This window comes from Candidatus Poriferisocius sp., assembly GCF_965208475.1.
In the GTDB taxonomy this organism is placed as follows: domain Bacteria; phylum Actinomycetota; class Acidimicrobiia; order Acidimicrobiales; family Bin134; genus Poriferisocius.
This window is the reverse complement of the sequence record NZ_OZ242338.1, coordinates 3,341,900-3,358,264: the sequence shown is the minus strand read 5'-3', so window position 1 is coordinate 3,358,264 and position 16,365 is coordinate 3,341,900. Positions and strand designations below refer to the sequence as shown.

Here is a 16,365-nt window from a genome sequence, read left to right as displayed (position 1 = left end):
ATGGCCGGCTCGGGATCACCCGCCGACTGGATGGCCTGCCATATCCGACGAGCCTCGGCTTGCCTACGATCCGACCGAATTGGCAGTAGGCTTGACGGGCTGGATTCCCAATTCCGCGCATCCGTCGAGATAGGCATCTACTGAGAAGCAGAACTCCTGCTCGATCCCCTCCATATCAGCCGCCTCGGCGTTCGCTATTGGGTATGGGCCGCTGTTGATAACCCTGGCATGCAGAATCTTGGCCTCATCATCGTATACCACCTCGCCGACGTAGCCCTTGTGCTCCAGCATCAGCTTTATCCTATGCGCTCCATAAACTTGACAATGTCACGAACAGTATCGCGCCTGGTCACAGGCCGGGGGTGGGGTCTGTGGACGACAATCGAATCTGATCCCTTTACCAGCTGAACCCTGGAGCCAGCCCGTTCAACCACGGCGACTCCAAGCGCTCCCAGCAACGACTCGATATCCACCCAACGGATGTCCGTCGGCGTAGGCACGGTTCGCATCCGTTCCAGCGTTCGACGGTGACGCTTTCTCATTTCTCGGATTCTCTGCCACTCCTTCGCCTACCCCGACAAGTATAATCATTAACATTGATATTAGATAAATATAGTTGAAATATAATAGAACTGCTCTACAGGGTGGGCCAGGTGATCTCAGTGACCGGACCACCAGCCGACTGTATTGCCTGCCACACCCGCTCGGGAGTGAGCGGCAAGTCGATGTGGCTGATGCCGAGGTCGCTCAAGGCGTCGATCACCGCGTTCTGCACGGCCGGGGTGGCACCGATGGTGGCCGCCTCACCGATGCCCTTTACCCCCAGGGGATTGAGTGGGGTCGGGGTGATCGTGCTCTCAACGGTGAAGTCGCAGAACTCAGCGGCCGACCCCATGGCGTAGTCGGCCAATCCGGTGGTGAGCGGGTTGCCGGCGTCGTCGTACACCACGTGCTCGTACAACGCCTGGCCGATGCCCGAAGCCACCCCGCCGTGCTGCTGGCCGGCCACGATCAGCGGATTGAGCAGGTTGCCGGCGTCATCCACCGCCACGAAGCGCAGCAGGGTGACCCTGCCGGTATCGGCGTCCACCTCCACCACGCAGATGTGGGTGCCGAACGGGAAGGTGGGGCCGTCGGTCGCGTGGTCCAGTTCAGCTCTCAGCGGCTCGTCGGACGCCGCAGCTACCTCGGCCCAGCTCACCGATGCGGAGGGCACACCCGCCACCGCCAAACCGCCGTTATCGCCAACCACGATGTCGTCTGCGCTGGCCTCCAGCAGCCCAGCAGCCCGCAGGCGGGCGGAATCCAGCACCTCGCCGCAAGCGGCATGAATGGCGCTGCCCCCGAGCTGCGCACTTCGGGAGCCGCCGGTGCCGTCGCCGCGGGCCACCAGGGCGGTGTCGGACTGCACGTAGGCGATTCGATCCATGTCGATGCCCAGCCGGTCGGCAGCGATCATGGTGAAGGCGGTCTCGTGGCCCTGCCCGTGCGAAGCCGTGCCCACCGCCACAGTGGCCGACCCATCGCGGTGAACCTCTACCACGGCATGCTCAGACTGCCCAACCGGTGCGGTCACCTCCACATAGCTCGACACCCCTATCCCCAGCCGACGGGGGTCGCCCGCGACCCGGCGCTCAGCCTGCTCGGCCCGCATCTCCCGGTAGCCGACCAGATCGCAGGCCCGATCCAGCGCCTTTTCATAATCGCCGCTGTCGTAGGCGCCGCCAGTAGGGGTCACCAGCGGAAAGCTCTCAGGGGCCAGATAGTTGCGCCGCCGCAATTCCACCGGGTCGATGCCCAGTTCCGCGGCGGCCAAGTCGGCCATGCGCTCGATAGTGAGGGTGGCCTGAGGCCGCCCCGCTCCTCTGAACGCCCCAAGCGGCGCCCGGTTGGTGGCCGCCACCGCATAGTCGAACTGCACCTTGTCGATGCCGTAGACCCCCGGCGCCATGAGCCGGGTGGCAAACGGCAGCACACCTCCCATCCCCGGGTAGGCACCGGCGTCCACCACCGCCACCACCTCCAGCGAAACCATGCGCCCACCATCGGTGACGCCCAGCCTGGCGTAGTGGACATGGTCGCGGGCGTGCATGGAGAGGAGATTCTCGGCCCTGGTCTCGTTCCACACCACCGGTCGGCCCAGGTGCCTGGCCGCAGCTACTACCGCGACGTGCTCAGGGCTCCATCCGCCCTTGGCCCCGAAACCGCCTCCCACCCAGGGGGCGATAACCCGGATCTCATCTTGGGCCAGACCCAGCGATTCGGCCAAGCCCCCTCGGGTGGCGTGTACGCCCTGGGTGGATACCCACACTGTGAGCTGATCCCCGGTCGGATCAGCCAGCAACGCGTGGGGTTCCATCGGGACGACCGCCATCCGATTGTGGACGATTCGAGCCTCCACAACCCGGTCGGCGCCGTCGTGGAGGCCGTCGACCGGGCCGAACACCCGTACCATCGTGTCTGATCCCCGCTCGGGGAACAGCGTTGCGCTGCCGGCGCAGACAGCCGCCTCCGCGTCCATCGACACCGGTAGCGGCTGATAGTCGACCATCACCAGATCGGCGGCGTCTTGGGCGGCCGCCGCCGACTCGGCCACCACCATCGCCACCGCCTCGCCCGCGAAGCGAACCCGCTCTGAGGCGAGGGCTTCCCTCTCGAAGTGGGGGTCGAGCGACATGCGAGATTTCACCTTGCCCACGCCCAGCGAGGCCGCGGTGTGTACCGCCACCACGCCGGGATGGTCGACAGCCTCGCCGGTGTCGATACCGACCACCTCCGCATGAGCCGCCGCCGAGCGCACAAAGCAGGCGGTCAGCAACCCATCGGGCCTAATGTCGCCGGTGTAGCGTCCCTCTCCCGTGAGCAGGGTGCCGTCCTCCCGGCGTACAACTTCAGTCCCCAGAATCGATCCAGCCATAGAGTGCCAATTATGGTGGACGGTTTGGACATTCTCTCGTTCCTAGCCGCCTGCTCGAATACAGGAATCCTGGCCCGCGCCTAGTTGGTGAGGGCCCAACACAAGGCAAGGCGGTTATGAAACTGCGTGAGATAGTCGATCCGGCGACCACTGCTTTGGTGCTTCAGGAGTGCCAGAACGGGGTGATCGGGGAGCTGTCGGCCCTGCCCGCGCTGGCCGAGGCAGCCAAGAAGGAGCTGATCCCCAACGCAGCGGCATTGGCGGCCGCGGCCCGGACCGCCGGCGTGCGGGTGATTCACTGCACGGCCCAGCACCGGACCGACGGGTGGGGCGGCAACCGCAACGCACGCCTCTTCCGAGCCATGCCCAAGATCCCGGTGCAGTTGCACGTGGGCACCCCGGCGGTGGAGGTGGTTCCCGAGATCGGGGTGGCCGACGCCGATGTTGTGCTGCCCCGCCACCACGGCCTGTCGCCGTTCGAGGGTACCGAGCTCGACTCGCTGCTACGCAACGAGGGGATCCGCACCATCGTGGCGGTGGGGGTGTCGGTGAACGTGGCCATCACCAACCTGGCCTTCGACGCCGTCAACACCGGCTACGTGGTGGTGATCCCCCGCGACGCGGTGGCCGGCACCCCGCCCGACTACGTGGATGCCGTGTTCGAGCACACCTTGGGCATCGTAGCCACCGTCACCACCACCGCCGAAGTGGTCAGCGCCTGGACCAGCTAGAAGGCCCTTTCAGGATCAGCCCAACCCGCCTCGAACGTAGGCCACCACTGCGGCGATCTCGACATTGTTGAGTTTGGAGGCGAACTCGGGCATCTCGCCAAGGCCGTAGCGCACCAACACCTCCATCGCCTCGGCCGACGCGTACTTGTCCAAGACCTTGCCGGGGCGGATGTCGGGGCCGACGATGCCGCTCCCATCGACGGCGTGGCACCCCACGCAGCGCTGCAAATACACGCTCTTGCCGACGGAGATATCCCCGGGGGCTGCTGGCTCGGTGACCTGGAGAACCGTCGGAGCAGCTGCCTGTTCAGGGTCTGCCCCTCCGCTGCACCCCGACGCCATCAACGCCAAACAGCCGCTCAGCAGCAGGGCTCCCAGTCTCCTCCACCACCGGGGGCGAGACAGGCTCAACCTCCCATCGGGGCGCTGGGGGTGAACGTCACCGGCATTCCCTCGGGGCCCACGATGAAGTTGGATGCCCGCCAAGGCAGCGGCTCCTCATTGGCCAGCTGCAAGTCGGGCATCCGCTCGGCCAGTCGCTGGAACATGATCTTGAGCTCCAGGCGGGCCAGGGACGACCCGAGGCAGAAGTGGGTTCCCCAGCCGAAGGCCAAGTGGTGGTTGGGGTCCCGCTCCAAGTCGAACTTGTAGGGATCGTCGAACACGGTTTCGTCACGGTTGGCCGACGGATAGAGCAGGATGACCTGATCGCCTTCCCCGATGGTTTCGCCGTGCATCTCCACGTCCCGAGTGGCGCTGCGGGACATGTTCTTGATGGGGGTAACCCAGCGCAGCATCTCCTCCACCGCCCGCTCCATCCAGGCATCGTCTGCGGCCTGCTGGTTGAACAGCGCCTTCTGGTCAGGATGCTCCATCAGCGCCAGCATCCCCCCGCTGATCACATGGCGGGTGGTTTCGTCGCCCCCGATAAGGATGAGCAGCGTCTCTTGCACCAGCGACTCATCGTCCAGCTTCTCGCCGTCTACTTCGGCGTGGCACAGCACGCTTACCAAATCGGATTGGGGCGGACGCGACCTGCGGTCGGCGATCACTTCAAGCTGGAACTCCCGAAAGGCGATGCCGGCCAGCATCCCCTTCTCCGCCGCAGCCGGGTCGGTTTTGGTGGTCGCCCGGATCATGTCGTCGGACCACTCGAGCAGGTCGTCGTAGCTTTCCCGGGGAAAGCCCAGCATGTCGCCGATCAACATCAAAGGCAGGGGGGCGGCGATGTCCCAGACAAAGTCGCATTCGCCCCGCTCGCACACTTTGTCGAGGATCTCGTCGCAGATGGCCGCCACCTCGGCAGTGCGATCCCTCACCCGCTTGGGGGTGAAGCCTCGATTCACCAGTTTCCGGCGCTGCTTGTGCAACGGGTCGTCCATGGAGATCATCATCGGCAGCGGGTCGCCATGGGGGCGGGGGCTGCGCCAAGAGGAGAACGTGCTGGGGTCCTTCTCGACCTCCAGGATGTCGTGGTAGCGGGTGATTCCCCACACGTCGCTGTCGGCGTCGTAGTACACCGGCGCGTTCTCCCGCATCCACTTCCAAGTGTCGTGGGGTTCGTGCTGGTACCAATACCCGTCGAGGAAATCGATGTCGTCTCGGGTGGGGTGATTGGGCATGGTTCGCCTCCTGTTGTCGGATTGCCCGCGGCTGGGCTACGCCTCGCCCATGAGCCGGGCAATCATCCTGTCGCCCTGCTCGGCATCGTACGCCGCCACCATGTCGTCGATCCCCTCCTCCCACGAAACCGTGCATGGACCCGTGATGGAGATGCGCTTGGCGCTGTCGAATGCCCGGCTGTGGGTGCCCACCGGGAAGTACTGGAAGTCGGGGGCCACCCCGACCTGTTCTCCCATACGCCGGCACATGTCCTCGATGCTCACGTTCTGGTCGCCGCCCCAGTTGACAACGGTGGCCGGCACGGTGGCCGCCTCCAAGAACGCCTCGGCGTGGGCGCACATGTCTTTCTCATGCACCGGGGCGAACATGTTGGGCTCTGCGTCTTTGAGCATCACCGGCATGCCGTTGGTCATCATGGCCAACAGGATGGCCGGCAGCCCCCCGTTGCGGCCGTAGGCCACGTTGATGCGGCCGATCACGGTGGGCAGTTCATAGAGCCGGCACATGGTCCGGGCCACCGCCTCAGCGGCCAGCTTCGACACCGCGTAGGTCTCCGAATAGGGCTGTTCGCTGTCGCCCAGCGGATCACCCTCGGTATAGGCGTGGGTGTGATCGGGGTTGTTCTTGTAGGAGGCCGCGGTGGCCGCATGCAAGAAGCCCTTGGCCTTGCGGCAATGGGCCATCAACAGGCCAGTGGCCTCGGCGTTCTGGGTGAGGGCGAAGTCGTAGTCGGGGCTCGCGGCCATGAACGCGGCCATATGGATCACGTAGTCGAAGTCGTCGGGCAGCCCGTTCAAATCGCCGGCGGCGAGGTCGGCGGCGTGGGGAGTGGCCCCGGCCTCCTCCACCTGCTCCCGCGATCCCGGCTGGCTGAACCGGGCCAGCCCCCACACCTCGTTGCTCTGGGCGAAATGACGGGTCATGGGCAGGGCGATCTGGCCTGCGGTCCCGGTGATAAGAATCTTCTGGCCTTCCACAGTCATTCCTCCTAAACCATTGCTGACCCTGTACTAGCACGGCGAGCGTGCAGCGTTGACATGATAGGGATAGAGACATGATTCGCACCGAGCCCATCGATGCCCCCCTGGGTGCGCTGGCCACCGGCTGGAATCCGGGCACCCCCTTGTCCAACGACGACCTAGCGACGCTGCGCCAGGCGCTGGCCGACCGGTTGGTGGTGGTGCTTCGGGGCCAGCGGGAGTGCGACGCCGATGAACTGGCCGCGCTGGCCCACCAGTTGGGCGAGCCCTTCCCCGCCGATGAGCTCTACAACATCCCCACCGAGGTACCTGAGGTGCTGGCTGTGTCCAACGAGTTGAACGACGGTGGCCACGAGATCGGCACGGCCGGCAGCGGTCCCCTGCCGTGGCACACCGACTATGCCTTCTTGGACACCATCGCCCGGGAGTCGCTGCTCAACGCCCAGCGGGTGCCCGCCGACGGCGGGGCCGACACCTCGTACTGCGACATGTACACCGCCCATGAGACCCTGCCCAGCCATCTGGCTGAGAAGCTGGCCGGGCGCATCGGGCACTACACCATTACCTCGGAGAACAACACTCGGCTGCGCCAGAACCACCACGACGAAGATCCCGCTGCGACGGCCGCCCGCCGGCGGCGGGCCAACCCCGACATCGTCTATCCCGGATCGGGGGAAGTGGTCGAGCATCCTGTCGAGATGCCCCACCCCGACACCGGGCGGGTGGCGCTGTACGTCTCATCGTTCTCGTGCGGCTTCGAGGGCATCGACGACCCCGAGGAGGCCTTCGCCCTCACCCAAGCGGCCATGGACCACGCCATAGTCCCCGAGCACACCTACACCCACCGCTGGCGCCAAGGCGACGTGGTGATCTTCGACACCGTGGGCACCGTCCACCGCCGGGAGATGCCCCACAGCCCCGGCCCCCGCTCCCTTCGCCAGTTGTCCATCAAATACCGTTGACCTGCATTGGCTCGAAGCGGCAGCGGCGCGGTCGAGTGTCGTTAGTCTGACGCCATGCCCGAAACCGTGCTGTATGAGCAATCCGGCCATGTGACCACCATCACCTACAACCGCCCCGAGGCGCTCAACGCGGTCAACGGCGAGCTGCGCCAAGACTTGAACGCGGCCTGGGACCGGTTCCGGGGCGACAATGACGCCTGGGTGGCCATCCTCACCGGAGCGGGCCGGGCGTTCTGTGCCGGGGCCGACATGCGCGACGGCGCCGGGTCGGTGGGGGTGTTCAAGGGCACGTTCTGGGAGAAGCCCACCATCAATTCCTTCGAATCGGGCTTGGAGTTGTTTAAACCCACCATCGCCGCGGTGAACGGCCACTGCCTCGGCTACGGACTGACCGCCGCTTTGTCCTGCGATTTCCTCATCGCCAGCGACCGGGCCACGTTTGGCTTCCCCGAGGTGCGCTTGGGGGTGCCCACCATTGTTGGCGCCATCATGCTGCCCCGACGGGTGGAGTGGGCCGACGCCATGGAGCTGCTGTTGACCGGCGAGCGGGTTGACGCCGAGCGGGCCCGACAAATGGGATTGGTATGGCGGGTGGTGCCCCACGACCAGCTCATGGACGAAGCCGGGGCCCTCGCCGAGCGGCTCGTCGCCTCGGCGCCGCTGGCCGTGCGGGCCACCAAAGAGGTGGCCACCCGCACCCGGTCAATGTCCTGGGTGGAGGCCGTGCGCTTCGGAGAGACCATGCGACTTGTGGCCGGGGCCACCGAGGATGCCACCGAAGGCCTGACCGCCCGGGCCGAGGGCCGTCGCCCCGACTGGCAGGCCCGCTAGATGGGCATTCGGGCCATCGTGTTTTGCGTGGCAGTGGCCGGTTTGGCCTTCGTCGCTCTTTCCTTGGCCGGCATCGTGTCCACGTGGGGGTTCGACTGGGTAACCATCGAGTCGGAGGAGCCTGAGCCAGACTCAACCCCCGAGGCAGCCCCCACTGCCACCGCGGAACCCCTGCCCGAGCCGGTCGTGGCAGCCGAATTGGAGATCGACCCCCGCTATCCCCCCGACACCCAGTGGAGGGTGTTCGATGTCCCCTCGGCCCTCAACGTGCGGGCCGGCCCCAACACCGCCCACGAGGTGCTGGGAACAGCCAGTTTGGATTCAACCGTCACCCTCACCGGACAAGTGGTGGAGTCGCCCACCAGCGGCACCTGGGTGCAAGTCCGCACCAACACCGTCACCGGCTGGGTCTTCGCCGCCTACCTAGCCCCCGCCGGCTGATACCCATTGCCCCCCAGATGGGGGCTATGAGGTCCCCAGGGAGCCGACAACGGGAATCTGGTCGTCGGGGATGGGCGCCATGGGGGTGCGGCGGGCCAGGGCGGCGCCGATGTGGGGGGCGAGGCGGTCGGCCTTGGCTGCTTCCCGCTCGTCCTCGCCCTCTTTGAGGACGGGCATGACCTCTTTGGCGAACATCTCCAGCGACTGACAGATGTGCTCATGGCGGTTGCGGCCCGACTGCTGGATGAACATCACCTGGTCGACACCGGCTTCGGCGTAGCCCTGGAGTTGCTTGGTGACCTGCTCAGGAGTGCCGATGCCCAGCGTCTCGCCCAAGCCATCAAATGATTCCTTGGATTCCTGGAAATTTTCCCAAACATTGGTCCGGCCCGGTCGGTGCTGGCCGACCGCGTAGTAGTGCAGCAGGCCGTGGCCGAAGAACTGGAACCCCTCAAGGCCCCGGCGCTCGGCCTCGTCTCGGTCGTGATGCATCGACAGGCCCACCACCATGGCGATGTTGGGGTTAACGGTGTGGCCGATGGGCACGCACTCGGTCGACAGGATCCGGTAGTAGTCGTCCACCCACTGGGCGGCCTCGTCGGGATCGACGAAGGCGAACGTCAAAGCGCCCATGCCCAGGCGGGCAGCCAGCTTGATGGTGTCCCGGTTGGAGCATGCCACCCACAGCGGCGGGTGGGGCTTCTGCGCCGGCTTGGGCACCACGTTGCGGCACGGCATGGAGAAGTACTCGCCCTCGAACCCCGGATAGGGGTCCATCACCATCATGTTGCAGCACTGCTCGGTGGCCTCGGCCCACGCCGGGCGCTTATCGGCGTGCTCGATGTTGAACCCGCCCAACTCCACCGCGGCCGACGACTCCCCGGTGCCGAAGTCCACCCGACCGTTGGAGATCAGATCGAGGGTGGCAATGCGCTCGGCCACCCGGGCCGGGTGATTGTACTTGGGGGGCATCTGCACGATGCCGTGTCCCAGCCTGATCCGCTCGGTTCGCTGGCTGGCCGCGGCCAAGAACACCTCGGGGGCCGACGAGTGGGAGTACTCCTCCAAGAAGTGGTGCTCCACCTCCCAGGCGTAGTCGTAGCCCAGCCGATCGGCCAGCTCCACCTGCTCGAGGGCCTCGTGCAGCAGCCGCTGCTCATCGCCCTCTTGCCACGGACGAGGCAACTGATGCTCATAGAAAACGCCGAACTTCACGGTTTGAGCCTATGCCCTGCCCGCCCCGGGAGCGTCACCCGCCCTCAGATGCAGTCAACCGCCACTTCCAATGCGGCGCACACTTCGCGCATGCGCTCATCGCTCAAGCGGCCCAGCCGCTGCACCAGCAGCGCCAGCGGCGCATTCTCAACCGAATCGAGATTCACCGCCGACACGGCCGGCACCGGATCATCGCCAGGCTCAAGCAACACCTCGCTCGGCAGACCCCTGATGGTGGTGGTGCAGGGGGCGACGATTGCCATCTTGCGCCGATCCGTCGCCGCATCCCGCGACAAGACCACAACCGGTCGCCGGCCCGTATGGGGCGCCTCCCACCACCACACCTCGCCCCGCCGAGCCGAATCAGCCATCAACGTGGCACGCCAGCGGTGCGCGGTCGGTCGTCTGCAACTCCCGCCTCTTGGCGGGCCGCCCGGTTGGCCCCGTGGAACGACGCCAGATCGCCCCACTCATCGGGCTCGTCGAGGGGATGGCGGTCGTAAGCCTCGTAGGCGGCATCGATCACCGCCTCTCGATAGCGGGCCACGAGCGCTTCGAGAGCGGCATCCAGCATCGCCGCATCGTTGGGCCACGGCTCAAGATGGCGGGCCCGGTCGAGCAGAATGCCGTCCACCGTGGTGCTTACCCGCTGTCGACCCATGCCATAACTATACCACGACTATGCTATAACAGCTCCCCACTACCACAGAATGCCGTTCTCCAACCCATTGACCGCAGGGACGGGTGGCCTAGCATCGCCGCGGTGGGAATTGACGGGGCGAGCGATCGGGCACCGGTGATAGTGGGCGTGGCCCAGTATGTGGGGCGGGAGACCGGCCCCACAGCCGCGCCCGATCCGGTGACCATGCTGGCCGACGTGGCCGTCCGGGCCGCCGGCGATGCCGGAGTCGGCCGCCGGCTGTTCGACCATGTGGACGCCTACTTTCAGATTCCAATGGCCCACTGGCGCCCCGCCAACGGCGCCCGACTAACCGCCGAGCGCCTGGGCATCGACCGCCGGGCCCGGGTGCAGAACACCGGCGGGGGCGGAGAGATCGGCGTTCTGGCCGCCAACCATCTGGCCGGCGAGATCATGGCCGGGCGCATCGAGGCCGCTGTGGTGGCCGGCGGCAATATCTGGAAGACGGCCGAGCGGGCCGGCAAGGCCGGCATCAAGCTGGAATGGCCTGCCGGGGGCGATCCCGAAGGGGCCGACGACCGCTTCGGCCAACCGGCCAAGGCAATGGTGTCCGACGTCGAGAAGCGCCACGGGCTCACCGATCCCATCCAGGCCTACCCCCTGTTCGAGAACGCCCTGAGAGCAGCCCAGGGGATGACCCTGGCCGACCACGCTCTGCGGCTGGGCGAGGTGATGACCGACTTCACCACGGTGGCCGCGGCCAATCCCTACGCCTGGTTCCCCACCGAGCGCAGCGCCGAAGAACTGGCCGCCCCCACGCCTGAGAACCGGATGATCGGATTCCCCTACACCAAGTACCTGAACGCGGTCATCAACACCGACCAGGCCGGGGCCTACGTGATTGCATCCGCAAACAAGGCCCGTGAACTGGGGATCCCGACTGACCGGTGGGTTTACTGGTGGGGCGGCCACCACGCCGCCGAGGAGGCCTGGTTCGTCAGCACCCGGCCCAACTTCGCCGAGTGCCCGTCGATGAAGGACTCGTCAGTGGGGGCGCTCGACCAGGCCGGTGTGGGAGTGGACGACATCGCCATGTTCGACTTCTACTCCTGCTTCCCCGTGGCGGTGCGAATGGCCTGCACCATGCTCGGCATCGACGAGCTCGACCCCCGTCCCTTCACCGTCACCGGCGGCCTGCCCTACGCCGGCGGGCCGGGCTCGGCCTACACCCTGAACTCGATAGCCGCCATGGTGGAGCGGCTGCGCGACGACGACAACTCAATTGGGCTGGTCACCGGCAACGGCTTCATTCTGACCAAACACGCCGCCGCGGTGCTGTCTAACAAGCCCAAACAAGGCGGCTGGGACCGCCCCGACGGCCCGCCTCCCTCCGCAGACATGGACACCGCCCCGGCCAACCCCGACGAATCGGCCACCGGCCCCGGCACCATAGAGGCCTACACCGTCATGCACAACCGCGACGGCCAGCCGACCACCGGCTACATCTGCGGACGCCTAGACGGCAACATCACCGACGGCCGCCGCTTCCTGGCCAACACCCCCGAAGACCCCGACCTGCTCCACGACCTGCTGGCCTCCGAGGCCATCGGCCGGACCGGCAGCGTTCGTCAGGACAACGCCACAAACCGCGGCATCTTCACCCCGGCCTAAGAAGTTTCAGAATCGGTTCAGAAATTCCTACTACACACACCTATGATGTAGTCATGTGTGTGATGTCGCTCCGCTTCCCCGATGAGTCGACTCTCGACCGGCTTAGGGATCATGCCCACCGACGCGACTCTTCGATGTCATCACTGGCTGCGCGCCTGATCGAAGAAGGTCTCCGAATGGAAGAGCACCCTGCCATCTGCTTTCGAGATGGACCTGCTGGCCGCCGTGCCATATTGGTCGGAGGTCCCGAAGTGGCCGATGTGGTGTCTGCCCTTATTGGCGGAGACGTGCCAGTCGAGCAACGCCGATCCAGAGTTGCCGAGATGATGTGCCTGCGCCAATCCCTGGTGGATGCCGCTCTGGCCTACTACGCCGAGCACACTGCGGAGATCGACGCCGAGATCGACGCTCAGGAGGAGGCCGCCGAAAGGCATCAGGCGCTTTGGGAGCGCCAACAAACGCTGCTTGCCCGGTGAAGCTGCTGCTTGACGAAATGCACAGCCCGACGGTTGCTCGGGTACTGCAAGAGGCTGGTCACGATGTCCATGCGGTATCGAGCGATCCACTGCTGCGAGGTATGGACGACGCGAATCTCCTCCAATTTGCTGCTGATACAAACCGAGCCATCGTCACCGAAAACGTGCGCGACTTTGCCATATTGATTTCACGGTGGGCGACCGGCGATACTCCCCATCCCAATGTTATCTTCACCGGTCAAAACAGATTCAACCGCCGCACAGTTGCCTACCCCGCCAACCTCATCGCCGCCCTCGATCAATTCCTACGGCAACCACCCGTCAAGGGCCACAGCTGGGTGTGGTGGCTCCAGCCACCTCCCTAGTCAGTCGGCTACCAGGCCGACGGGGCAGGACACGCCGGTGCCGCCTAAGCCGCAGTAGCCGTTGGGGACTTTGGCCAGGTACTGCTGGTGGTAGTCCTCGGCGTAGTAGAAGGGCGGGGCGGCGATGACCTCGGTGGTGATCTCACCGTAGCCCGCCTGTTGCAGCCGTGCGCCGAACCGCTCCCGTGACGCCTCGGCGGCCACCTTCTGGTCGTCATCGAAGTAATAGATGCCGGAACGGTACTGGGTGCCCACGTCGTTGCCCTGGCGCATTCCCTGGGTGGGGTCGTGGTTCTCCCAGAAAAGGGCCAGCATCTGCTCATAGCTGGTGGCCTCGGGGTCGAACACGGCCAGCACCACCTCGTTGTGGCCGGTGAGGCCGGTGCACACTTCTTGGTAGGAGGGGTTAGGGGTGAACCCGGCGGCGTAGCCCACCGCGGTGGTGAACACGCCGGACGCCGACCAGAACACCCGCTCGGCCCCCCAGAAGCAGCCCATGCCCACCATGATCTGCTGCATGCCGTCGGGAAACGGCGGCTTCAGCGGGTTGCCGTTCACGAAGTGCGATTCCGGCACCGGCATCTCTTCGTCCCGGCCGGGCAGCGCGCCAGCAGGCTCAACCATCATCGTCTTCTTCATCCCGAACAATGCCATGCCTCGAAGTGTAGAGGGTGTTGGCGGCGTTCCCATCCGGGCATCGATCCTCTCGGTGACAGCGCCCAATCCGAGCCATCACGCAGTTCCAGTGGTTGCGCTGTCACTGATGCCGAATATTCTTGTCACCGCGTCTAGAACCACAACCGGGTTCGATGGCAATTGGCCGACAGGGAGAACCACAGTGAAGCGAGCAACAGCGGGAACGCGGGCAGTGACAACGGCTGGCGTGGCCGTCGCCCTAGTGGCCGGACTACTGGCCTTGGTGGGGGCGGGAACCGCCTCGGCCCAGGAACCGGTTCCAATCCAAGCCGAGGTGACCACCCAAGAAGAAGCAACTGCTGAAGAAGGGGCGAACTGCGAGGCCGTCGATCTGGGCATGCTGGACAGCACCCCGGGCAGCGCGCTTCGGGCGAGCGGGCGCTGGAGCGCCGAAGACTGCGACTCGCGATTTCGGAGCAACAGCGATGCCCACACCTTTCGGTTCGAGATAGCCGAAACGGGGCGGATCAGAATCGCCCTTACATCGTCCGATGCCGATTCCTACCTCTACCTGCTCGATGGGGAAGGGCGCCGGATCACCGAGAGCGATGACGGCGGTGTGGGGGGCCTAGATGCACGCATTGAAAGAGAGCTTGAGGCGGGGGTATACCAAGTGGAGGCCACGACCACCGCGGGCCGTGCCCGGGGAGCGGCTGACTTCGAGGTTGTAGTGTCGCAGGTGGCCACCTGCGACCCGCAGGCGCTGGGCACCTTGACGCCCGAGGAAGACATCGAGGTGACGGGCTTTTGGACACCCGAGTCCTGCCAGTCGGTCTTCCTGACCGGCCACCCTTCCCACTACTTCGTGTTCACCCTGTCCGAAGGCGCCCGGGTGCGCGTCGACCTCGAATCTGAAGCTGGCGATCCCGTGCTCATCGTCGCCCCTCTCGTGGCACTGCGGTCGGTGGTTCCGGGCCAGGTCGCCCACAACGATGACGCCGGGGGCACCCGCAACTCCCGCATCGAGCAGTACCTTCCGCCCGACGCCTACGGAATAGAGGCAACCACCTTCCGCAACAGAGACCTGCAAGGGCCCCAGATCGATTTCACCCTCACCCTCACCATCGTGGAGGAGGAGGCATACCAAAGCAGTCCCCTGCTGAAAATCGAGGAGATCGACATCCCCACCGAGGTCGTGGCCGGCGATCCCCTCCCCATCAACTACCGAATCGGCAACCTGGGCGGAGACCTCCCCGACGAGGCCAGTAGCGCCATCTTGTACACCACTGGTCCCGGGGTGTTCGACCGGATCGGACCATTGTCCTCGCAATTCTGGCCGGCTGGGGTCGCTTATCACACCAATGAGGAGACAGCCAGCGCCACGAGCACGACGACGGCGCAGGTAGCCCCGCACTCGGTGACATTCCACAGACCTGGTCCCACATGGGTGTTTACCGCCGTCATCACGTTCGACGGCAACGGCGGAGAGCTTGGATTCCACGGCCTGTGGCACGACCTCTTGGTGCTGAGCAATCCGACCTACGACTCCGTGCCGGTGGATGTCGACGGTGTGGTCTATTTGGTCTCGGCAGAACTCGCCGAGGTGGTTCTAGGCGATGAAGATGAAGAAGGAGTTGAAGAGGGAACGGTAATCACCACCGTGTCCTCCGTGGCCGACCCAGAAGCTGAAATCGACCTCGAGACACGGGAGAGGGCTCAATTCGCCGCGGGGGTGCGCACCCAGCTGCTCGACGGCATCTTCGACCGACCGGCGATCGCCGGGCTGCCGGAATCGGCCGAGCCGGTTTCGGTCACGGTGGCCGGCCCCTCGTCGAGCGGGCTCCTTCAGACGGCCGCGCCGCGGTACCAGTCCCTGGTCCAGGCTTCGGGACTGCTCGAAACTCTGGCCGCCGGAGAGGCGATCAGCCCCGTAGCCGTTGAGAATCTGGTGCTCGCCTTTGCCGAAGGGGCGTCAGGGGCCTATGCGTCTCTGGCTGAGTCTTGGCGGGGGCTCTTGGAGCGGATCGACAACGGCGGAACGCTGTCGTTCGACGAGGCATCAGCCGTCCAAGCCGAGTTGGCCTACGTCGAGCACGTCATCGCCCCAATAGTGTCGGCTGGAGAGATCGTGGCCTCGGCCCGGGCTGCCGAGCTGGGCTGGGATGATCCAGAAGTCCGGGCAATGCTGTCTGCCCAGCCGAGCTGCCACACCGGCGATGATCCGCTGAGCGAACCGCTGGCGCTTGCCGGCATCGAAGACGGCGACTCCCTCAGGGAACTCGATGCCGAAATGAGGGCCGCCCTGTTCGCCTACATCGTTGCCATCGACAATGTGCTCTGCGGGATGGAGAACGCCGATGCCGCCAACTCCCGATTCCTCGAGCGCCTGGGCCTCGATCACAGCGAGCAGCTTCTGGCATTGATCGAACCCGAGTCGCTACCCGAGCCCGAGCCCGCGCCCGAAGCGGATCCGACTCACCGTCTGCGCATCATGGCCCGGCTCGGCGAAGACGGGCGCATCGAGCACGGTGCGGAGCTCTTCAGCGGCCTCCAGATCCTGCCCGAGGGGCGCTTCTTGCCCACTGAGACACAGATTGGGAGGTGGCACTCCACCCAAAACGTGGAGCTGGACGGCAGTTCGCTCGGCCGGATCCGGGCCCGTCGTCTGGGCGACGGTCGGATCGAACTTGGGTTCCGCAACGTCGACGGCGACGACGCATCCCCCGACATCGCCTACCTGCCCGCCGACCTCGACGAAGGGGTCTGGTACCGCAGCAGCCTGATCGAAGTGCCGCAGCCCCCCACAACACAAGAAGCAACCGACTCCTCTGCCCCAAGCCAATAGCCCCGGCCATCTTCAGCCAACACCGAAGACCT

The 16,365-nt window shown here is 65.6% G+C and carries 18 protein-coding genes; 8 read left to right on the top strand and 10 right to left on the bottom strand.

All coding sequences use genetic code 11. The features are described 5' to 3' along the window. Positions 1-63: 63 nt before the first annotated feature. The 3 genes from ACOGXA_RS15655 to ACOGXA_RS15645 form a co-directional block, all read right to left on the bottom strand. Positions 64-291 (bottom strand): hypothetical protein, encoded by a 228-nt coding sequence (locus tag ACOGXA_RS15655; RefSeq protein WP_419924780.1) that lies wholly within the window; start codon positions 289-291, stop codon positions 64-66. 5 nt (positions 292-296) lie between these two features. Then, positions 297-509: a type II toxin-antitoxin system HicA family toxin gene (locus tag ACOGXA_RS15650; RefSeq protein WP_419926996.1), complete on the bottom strand. Its 213-nt coding sequence runs from the start codon at positions 507-509 to the stop codon at positions 297-299. A 128-nt stretch (positions 510-637) separates the two neighbouring features. Further along, on the bottom strand, positions 638-2,917 hold the full coding sequence (locus ACOGXA_RS15645; RefSeq protein ID WP_419924779.1) for a xanthine dehydrogenase family protein molybdopterin-binding subunit: 2,280 nt from the start codon (positions 2,915-2,917) through the stop codon (positions 638-640). A 116-nt stretch (positions 2,918-3,033) separates the two neighbouring features. Here ACOGXA_RS15645 and ACOGXA_RS15640 point away from each other — a divergent pair, with 116 nt between their 5' ends. Then, positions 3,034-3,648 carry a cysteine hydrolase gene (locus tag ACOGXA_RS15640; protein ID WP_419924778.1) on the top strand — a complete coding sequence of 205 codons (615 nt, stop codon included), beginning with the start codon at positions 3,034-3,036 and terminating at the stop codon, positions 3,646-3,648. Positions 3,649-3,663: 15 nt separating this feature from the next. Here ACOGXA_RS15640 and ACOGXA_RS15635 read toward each other — a convergent pair whose 3' ends face one another. The 3 genes from ACOGXA_RS15635 to ACOGXA_RS15625 are packed head-to-tail and all read right to left on the bottom strand — an operon-like array spanning position 3,664 to position 6,254. Beyond that, entirely contained in the window at positions 3,664-4,059 is a 396-nt protein-coding gene (locus ACOGXA_RS15635) for a c-type cytochrome (protein ID WP_419924777.1), read from the bottom strand. Beyond that, on the bottom strand, positions 4,056-5,270 hold the full coding sequence (locus tag ACOGXA_RS15630; RefSeq protein WP_419924776.1) for a cytochrome P450: 1,215 nt from the start codon (positions 5,268-5,270) through the stop codon (positions 4,056-4,058). Before ACOGXA_RS15630 ends, ACOGXA_RS15635 begins: the two co-directional genes overlap by 4 nt. A 36-nt stretch (positions 5,271-5,306) precedes the next feature. Further along, positions 5,307-6,254, bottom strand: coding sequence for an NAD-dependent epimerase/dehydratase family protein (locus ACOGXA_RS15625; RefSeq protein ID WP_419924775.1), 948 nt, complete (start codon positions 6,252-6,254; stop codon positions 5,307-5,309). 71 nt (positions 6,255-6,325) lie between these two features. Here ACOGXA_RS15625 and ACOGXA_RS15620 point away from each other — a divergent pair, with 71 nt between their 5' ends. From ACOGXA_RS15620 to ACOGXA_RS15610, 3 genes are read left to right on the top strand one after another with little or no spacing between them, the layout of a single operon-like run. Then, positions 6,326-7,213 carry a TauD/TfdA dioxygenase family protein gene (locus ACOGXA_RS15620; RefSeq protein WP_419924774.1) on the top strand — a complete coding sequence of 296 codons (888 nt, stop codon included), beginning with the start codon at positions 6,326-6,328 and terminating at the stop codon, positions 7,211-7,213. A 54-nt stretch (positions 7,214-7,267) separates the two neighbouring features. Further along, positions 7,268-8,044: an enoyl-CoA hydratase/isomerase family protein gene (locus ACOGXA_RS15615; RefSeq protein WP_419924773.1), complete on the top strand. Its 777-nt coding sequence runs from the start codon at positions 7,268-7,270 to the stop codon at positions 8,042-8,044. Next, positions 8,045-8,485, top strand: a complete 441-nt coding sequence (locus ACOGXA_RS15610) for an SH3 domain-containing protein (RefSeq protein ID WP_419924772.1) — start codon at positions 8,045-8,047, stop codon at positions 8,483-8,485. A 24-nt stretch (positions 8,486-8,509) separates the two neighbouring features. On the opposite strand, the gene ACOGXA_RS15605 is transcribed toward ACOGXA_RS15610, so the two are convergent. The 3 genes from ACOGXA_RS15605 to ACOGXA_RS15595 are packed head-to-tail and all read right to left on the bottom strand — an operon-like array spanning position 8,510 to position 10,361. After that, the gene (locus ACOGXA_RS15605) at positions 8,510-9,700 is read right to left on the bottom strand and encodes an LLM class flavin-dependent oxidoreductase (RefSeq protein ID WP_419924771.1); all 1,191 of its coding nucleotides are present in this window, start codon (positions 9,698-9,700) and stop codon (positions 8,510-8,512) included. A 44-nt stretch (positions 9,701-9,744) separates the two neighbouring features. Next, positions 9,745-10,071, bottom strand: a complete 327-nt coding sequence (locus ACOGXA_RS15600; protein WP_419924770.1) for a type II toxin-antitoxin system PemK/MazF family toxin — start codon at positions 10,069-10,071, stop codon at positions 9,745-9,747. Then, positions 10,071-10,361 carry a DUF2191 domain-containing protein gene (locus ACOGXA_RS15595; RefSeq protein WP_419924769.1) on the bottom strand — a complete coding sequence of 97 codons (291 nt, stop codon included), beginning with the start codon at positions 10,359-10,361 and terminating at the stop codon, positions 10,071-10,073. Before ACOGXA_RS15595 ends, ACOGXA_RS15600 begins: the two co-directional genes overlap by 1 nt. Positions 10,362-10,463: 102 nt before the next feature. Here ACOGXA_RS15595 and ACOGXA_RS15590 point away from each other — a divergent pair, with 102 nt between their 5' ends. Genes ACOGXA_RS15590 through ACOGXA_RS15580 form a run of 3 tightly spaced genes read left to right on the top strand, consistent with a single transcriptional unit; the run spans position 10,464 to position 12,852 of the window. Continuing rightward, the gene (locus ACOGXA_RS15590) at positions 10,464-12,011 is read left to right on the top strand and encodes an acetyl-CoA acetyltransferase (protein WP_419924768.1); all 1,548 of its coding nucleotides are present in this window, start codon (positions 10,464-10,466) and stop codon (positions 12,009-12,011) included. Between the two features lie 53 nt (positions 12,012-12,064). Continuing rightward, on the top strand, positions 12,065-12,487 hold the full coding sequence (locus ACOGXA_RS15585) for a CopG family transcriptional regulator (RefSeq protein ID WP_419924767.1): 423 nt from the start codon (positions 12,065-12,067) through the stop codon (positions 12,485-12,487). Next, positions 12,484-12,852, top strand: a complete 369-nt coding sequence (locus tag ACOGXA_RS15580; RefSeq protein WP_419924766.1) for a DUF5615 family PIN-like protein — start codon at positions 12,484-12,486, stop codon at positions 12,850-12,852. The genes ACOGXA_RS15585 and ACOGXA_RS15580 overlap by 4 nt, the downstream gene beginning before the upstream one ends. Here ACOGXA_RS15580 and msrA read toward each other — a convergent pair whose 3' ends face one another. Next, positions 12,853-13,506: a peptide-methionine (S)-S-oxide reductase MsrA gene (gene msrA, locus ACOGXA_RS15575; protein WP_419924765.1), complete on the bottom strand. Its 654-nt coding sequence runs from the start codon at positions 13,504-13,506 to the stop codon at positions 12,853-12,855. Between the two features lie 214 nt (positions 13,507-13,720). Here msrA and ACOGXA_RS15570 point away from each other — a divergent pair, with 214 nt between their 5' ends. After that, positions 13,721-16,333, top strand: coding sequence for a PPC domain-containing protein (locus ACOGXA_RS15570; RefSeq protein ID WP_419924764.1), 2,613 nt, complete (start codon positions 13,721-13,723; stop codon positions 16,331-16,333). Positions 16,334-16,365 lie beyond the last annotated feature (32 nt).

Excerpts from the sequence above, each read along its gene's own strand:
- ACOGXA_RS15625 (WP_419924775.1), bottom strand. The coding sequence starts at position 6,254 with ATGACTGTGGAAGGCCAGAAGATTCTTATCACCGGGACCGCAGGCCAG.
- ACOGXA_RS15615 (WP_419924773.1), top strand. The coding sequence starts at position 7,268 with ATGCCCGAAACCGTGCTGTATGAGCAATCCGGCCATGTGACCACCATC.
- msrA (WP_419924765.1), bottom strand. The coding sequence starts at position 13,506 with ATGGCATTGTTCGGGATGAAGAAGACGATGATGGTTGAGCCTGCTGGC.
- ACOGXA_RS15610 (WP_419924772.1), top strand. The coding sequence starts at position 8,045 with ATGGGCATTCGGGCCATCGTGTTTTGCGTGGCAGTGGCCGGTTTGGCC.
- ACOGXA_RS15640 (WP_419924778.1), top strand. The coding sequence starts at position 3,034 with ATGAAACTGCGTGAGATAGTCGATCCGGCGACCACTGCTTTGGTGCTT.
- ACOGXA_RS15630 (WP_419924776.1), bottom strand. The coding sequence starts at position 5,270 with ATGCCCAATCACCCCACCCGAGACGACATCGATTTCCTCGACGGGTAT.
- ACOGXA_RS15650 (WP_419926996.1), bottom strand. The coding sequence starts at position 509 with ATGCGAACCGTGCCTACGCCGACGGACATCCGTTGGGTGGATATCGAG.
- ACOGXA_RS15620 (WP_419924774.1), top strand. The coding sequence starts at position 6,326 with ATGATTCGCACCGAGCCCATCGATGCCCCCCTGGGTGCGCTGGCCACC.
- ACOGXA_RS15585 (WP_419924767.1), top strand. The coding sequence starts at position 12,065 with ATGTGTGTGATGTCGCTCCGCTTCCCCGATGAGTCGACTCTCGACCGG.
- ACOGXA_RS15645 (WP_419924779.1), bottom strand. The coding sequence starts at position 2,917 with ATGGCTGGATCGATTCTGGGGACTGAAGTTGTACGCCGGGAGGACGGC.
- ACOGXA_RS15655 (WP_419924780.1), bottom strand. The coding sequence starts at position 291 with ATGCTGGAGCACAAGGGCTACGTCGGCGAGGTGGTATACGATGATGAG.
- ACOGXA_RS15600 (WP_419924770.1), bottom strand. The coding sequence starts at position 10,071 with ATGGCTGATTCGGCTCGGCGGGGCGAGGTGTGGTGGTGGGAGGCGCCC.
- ACOGXA_RS15595 (WP_419924769.1), bottom strand. The coding sequence starts at position 10,361 with ATGGGTCGACAGCGGGTAAGCACCACGGTGGACGGCATTCTGCTCGAC.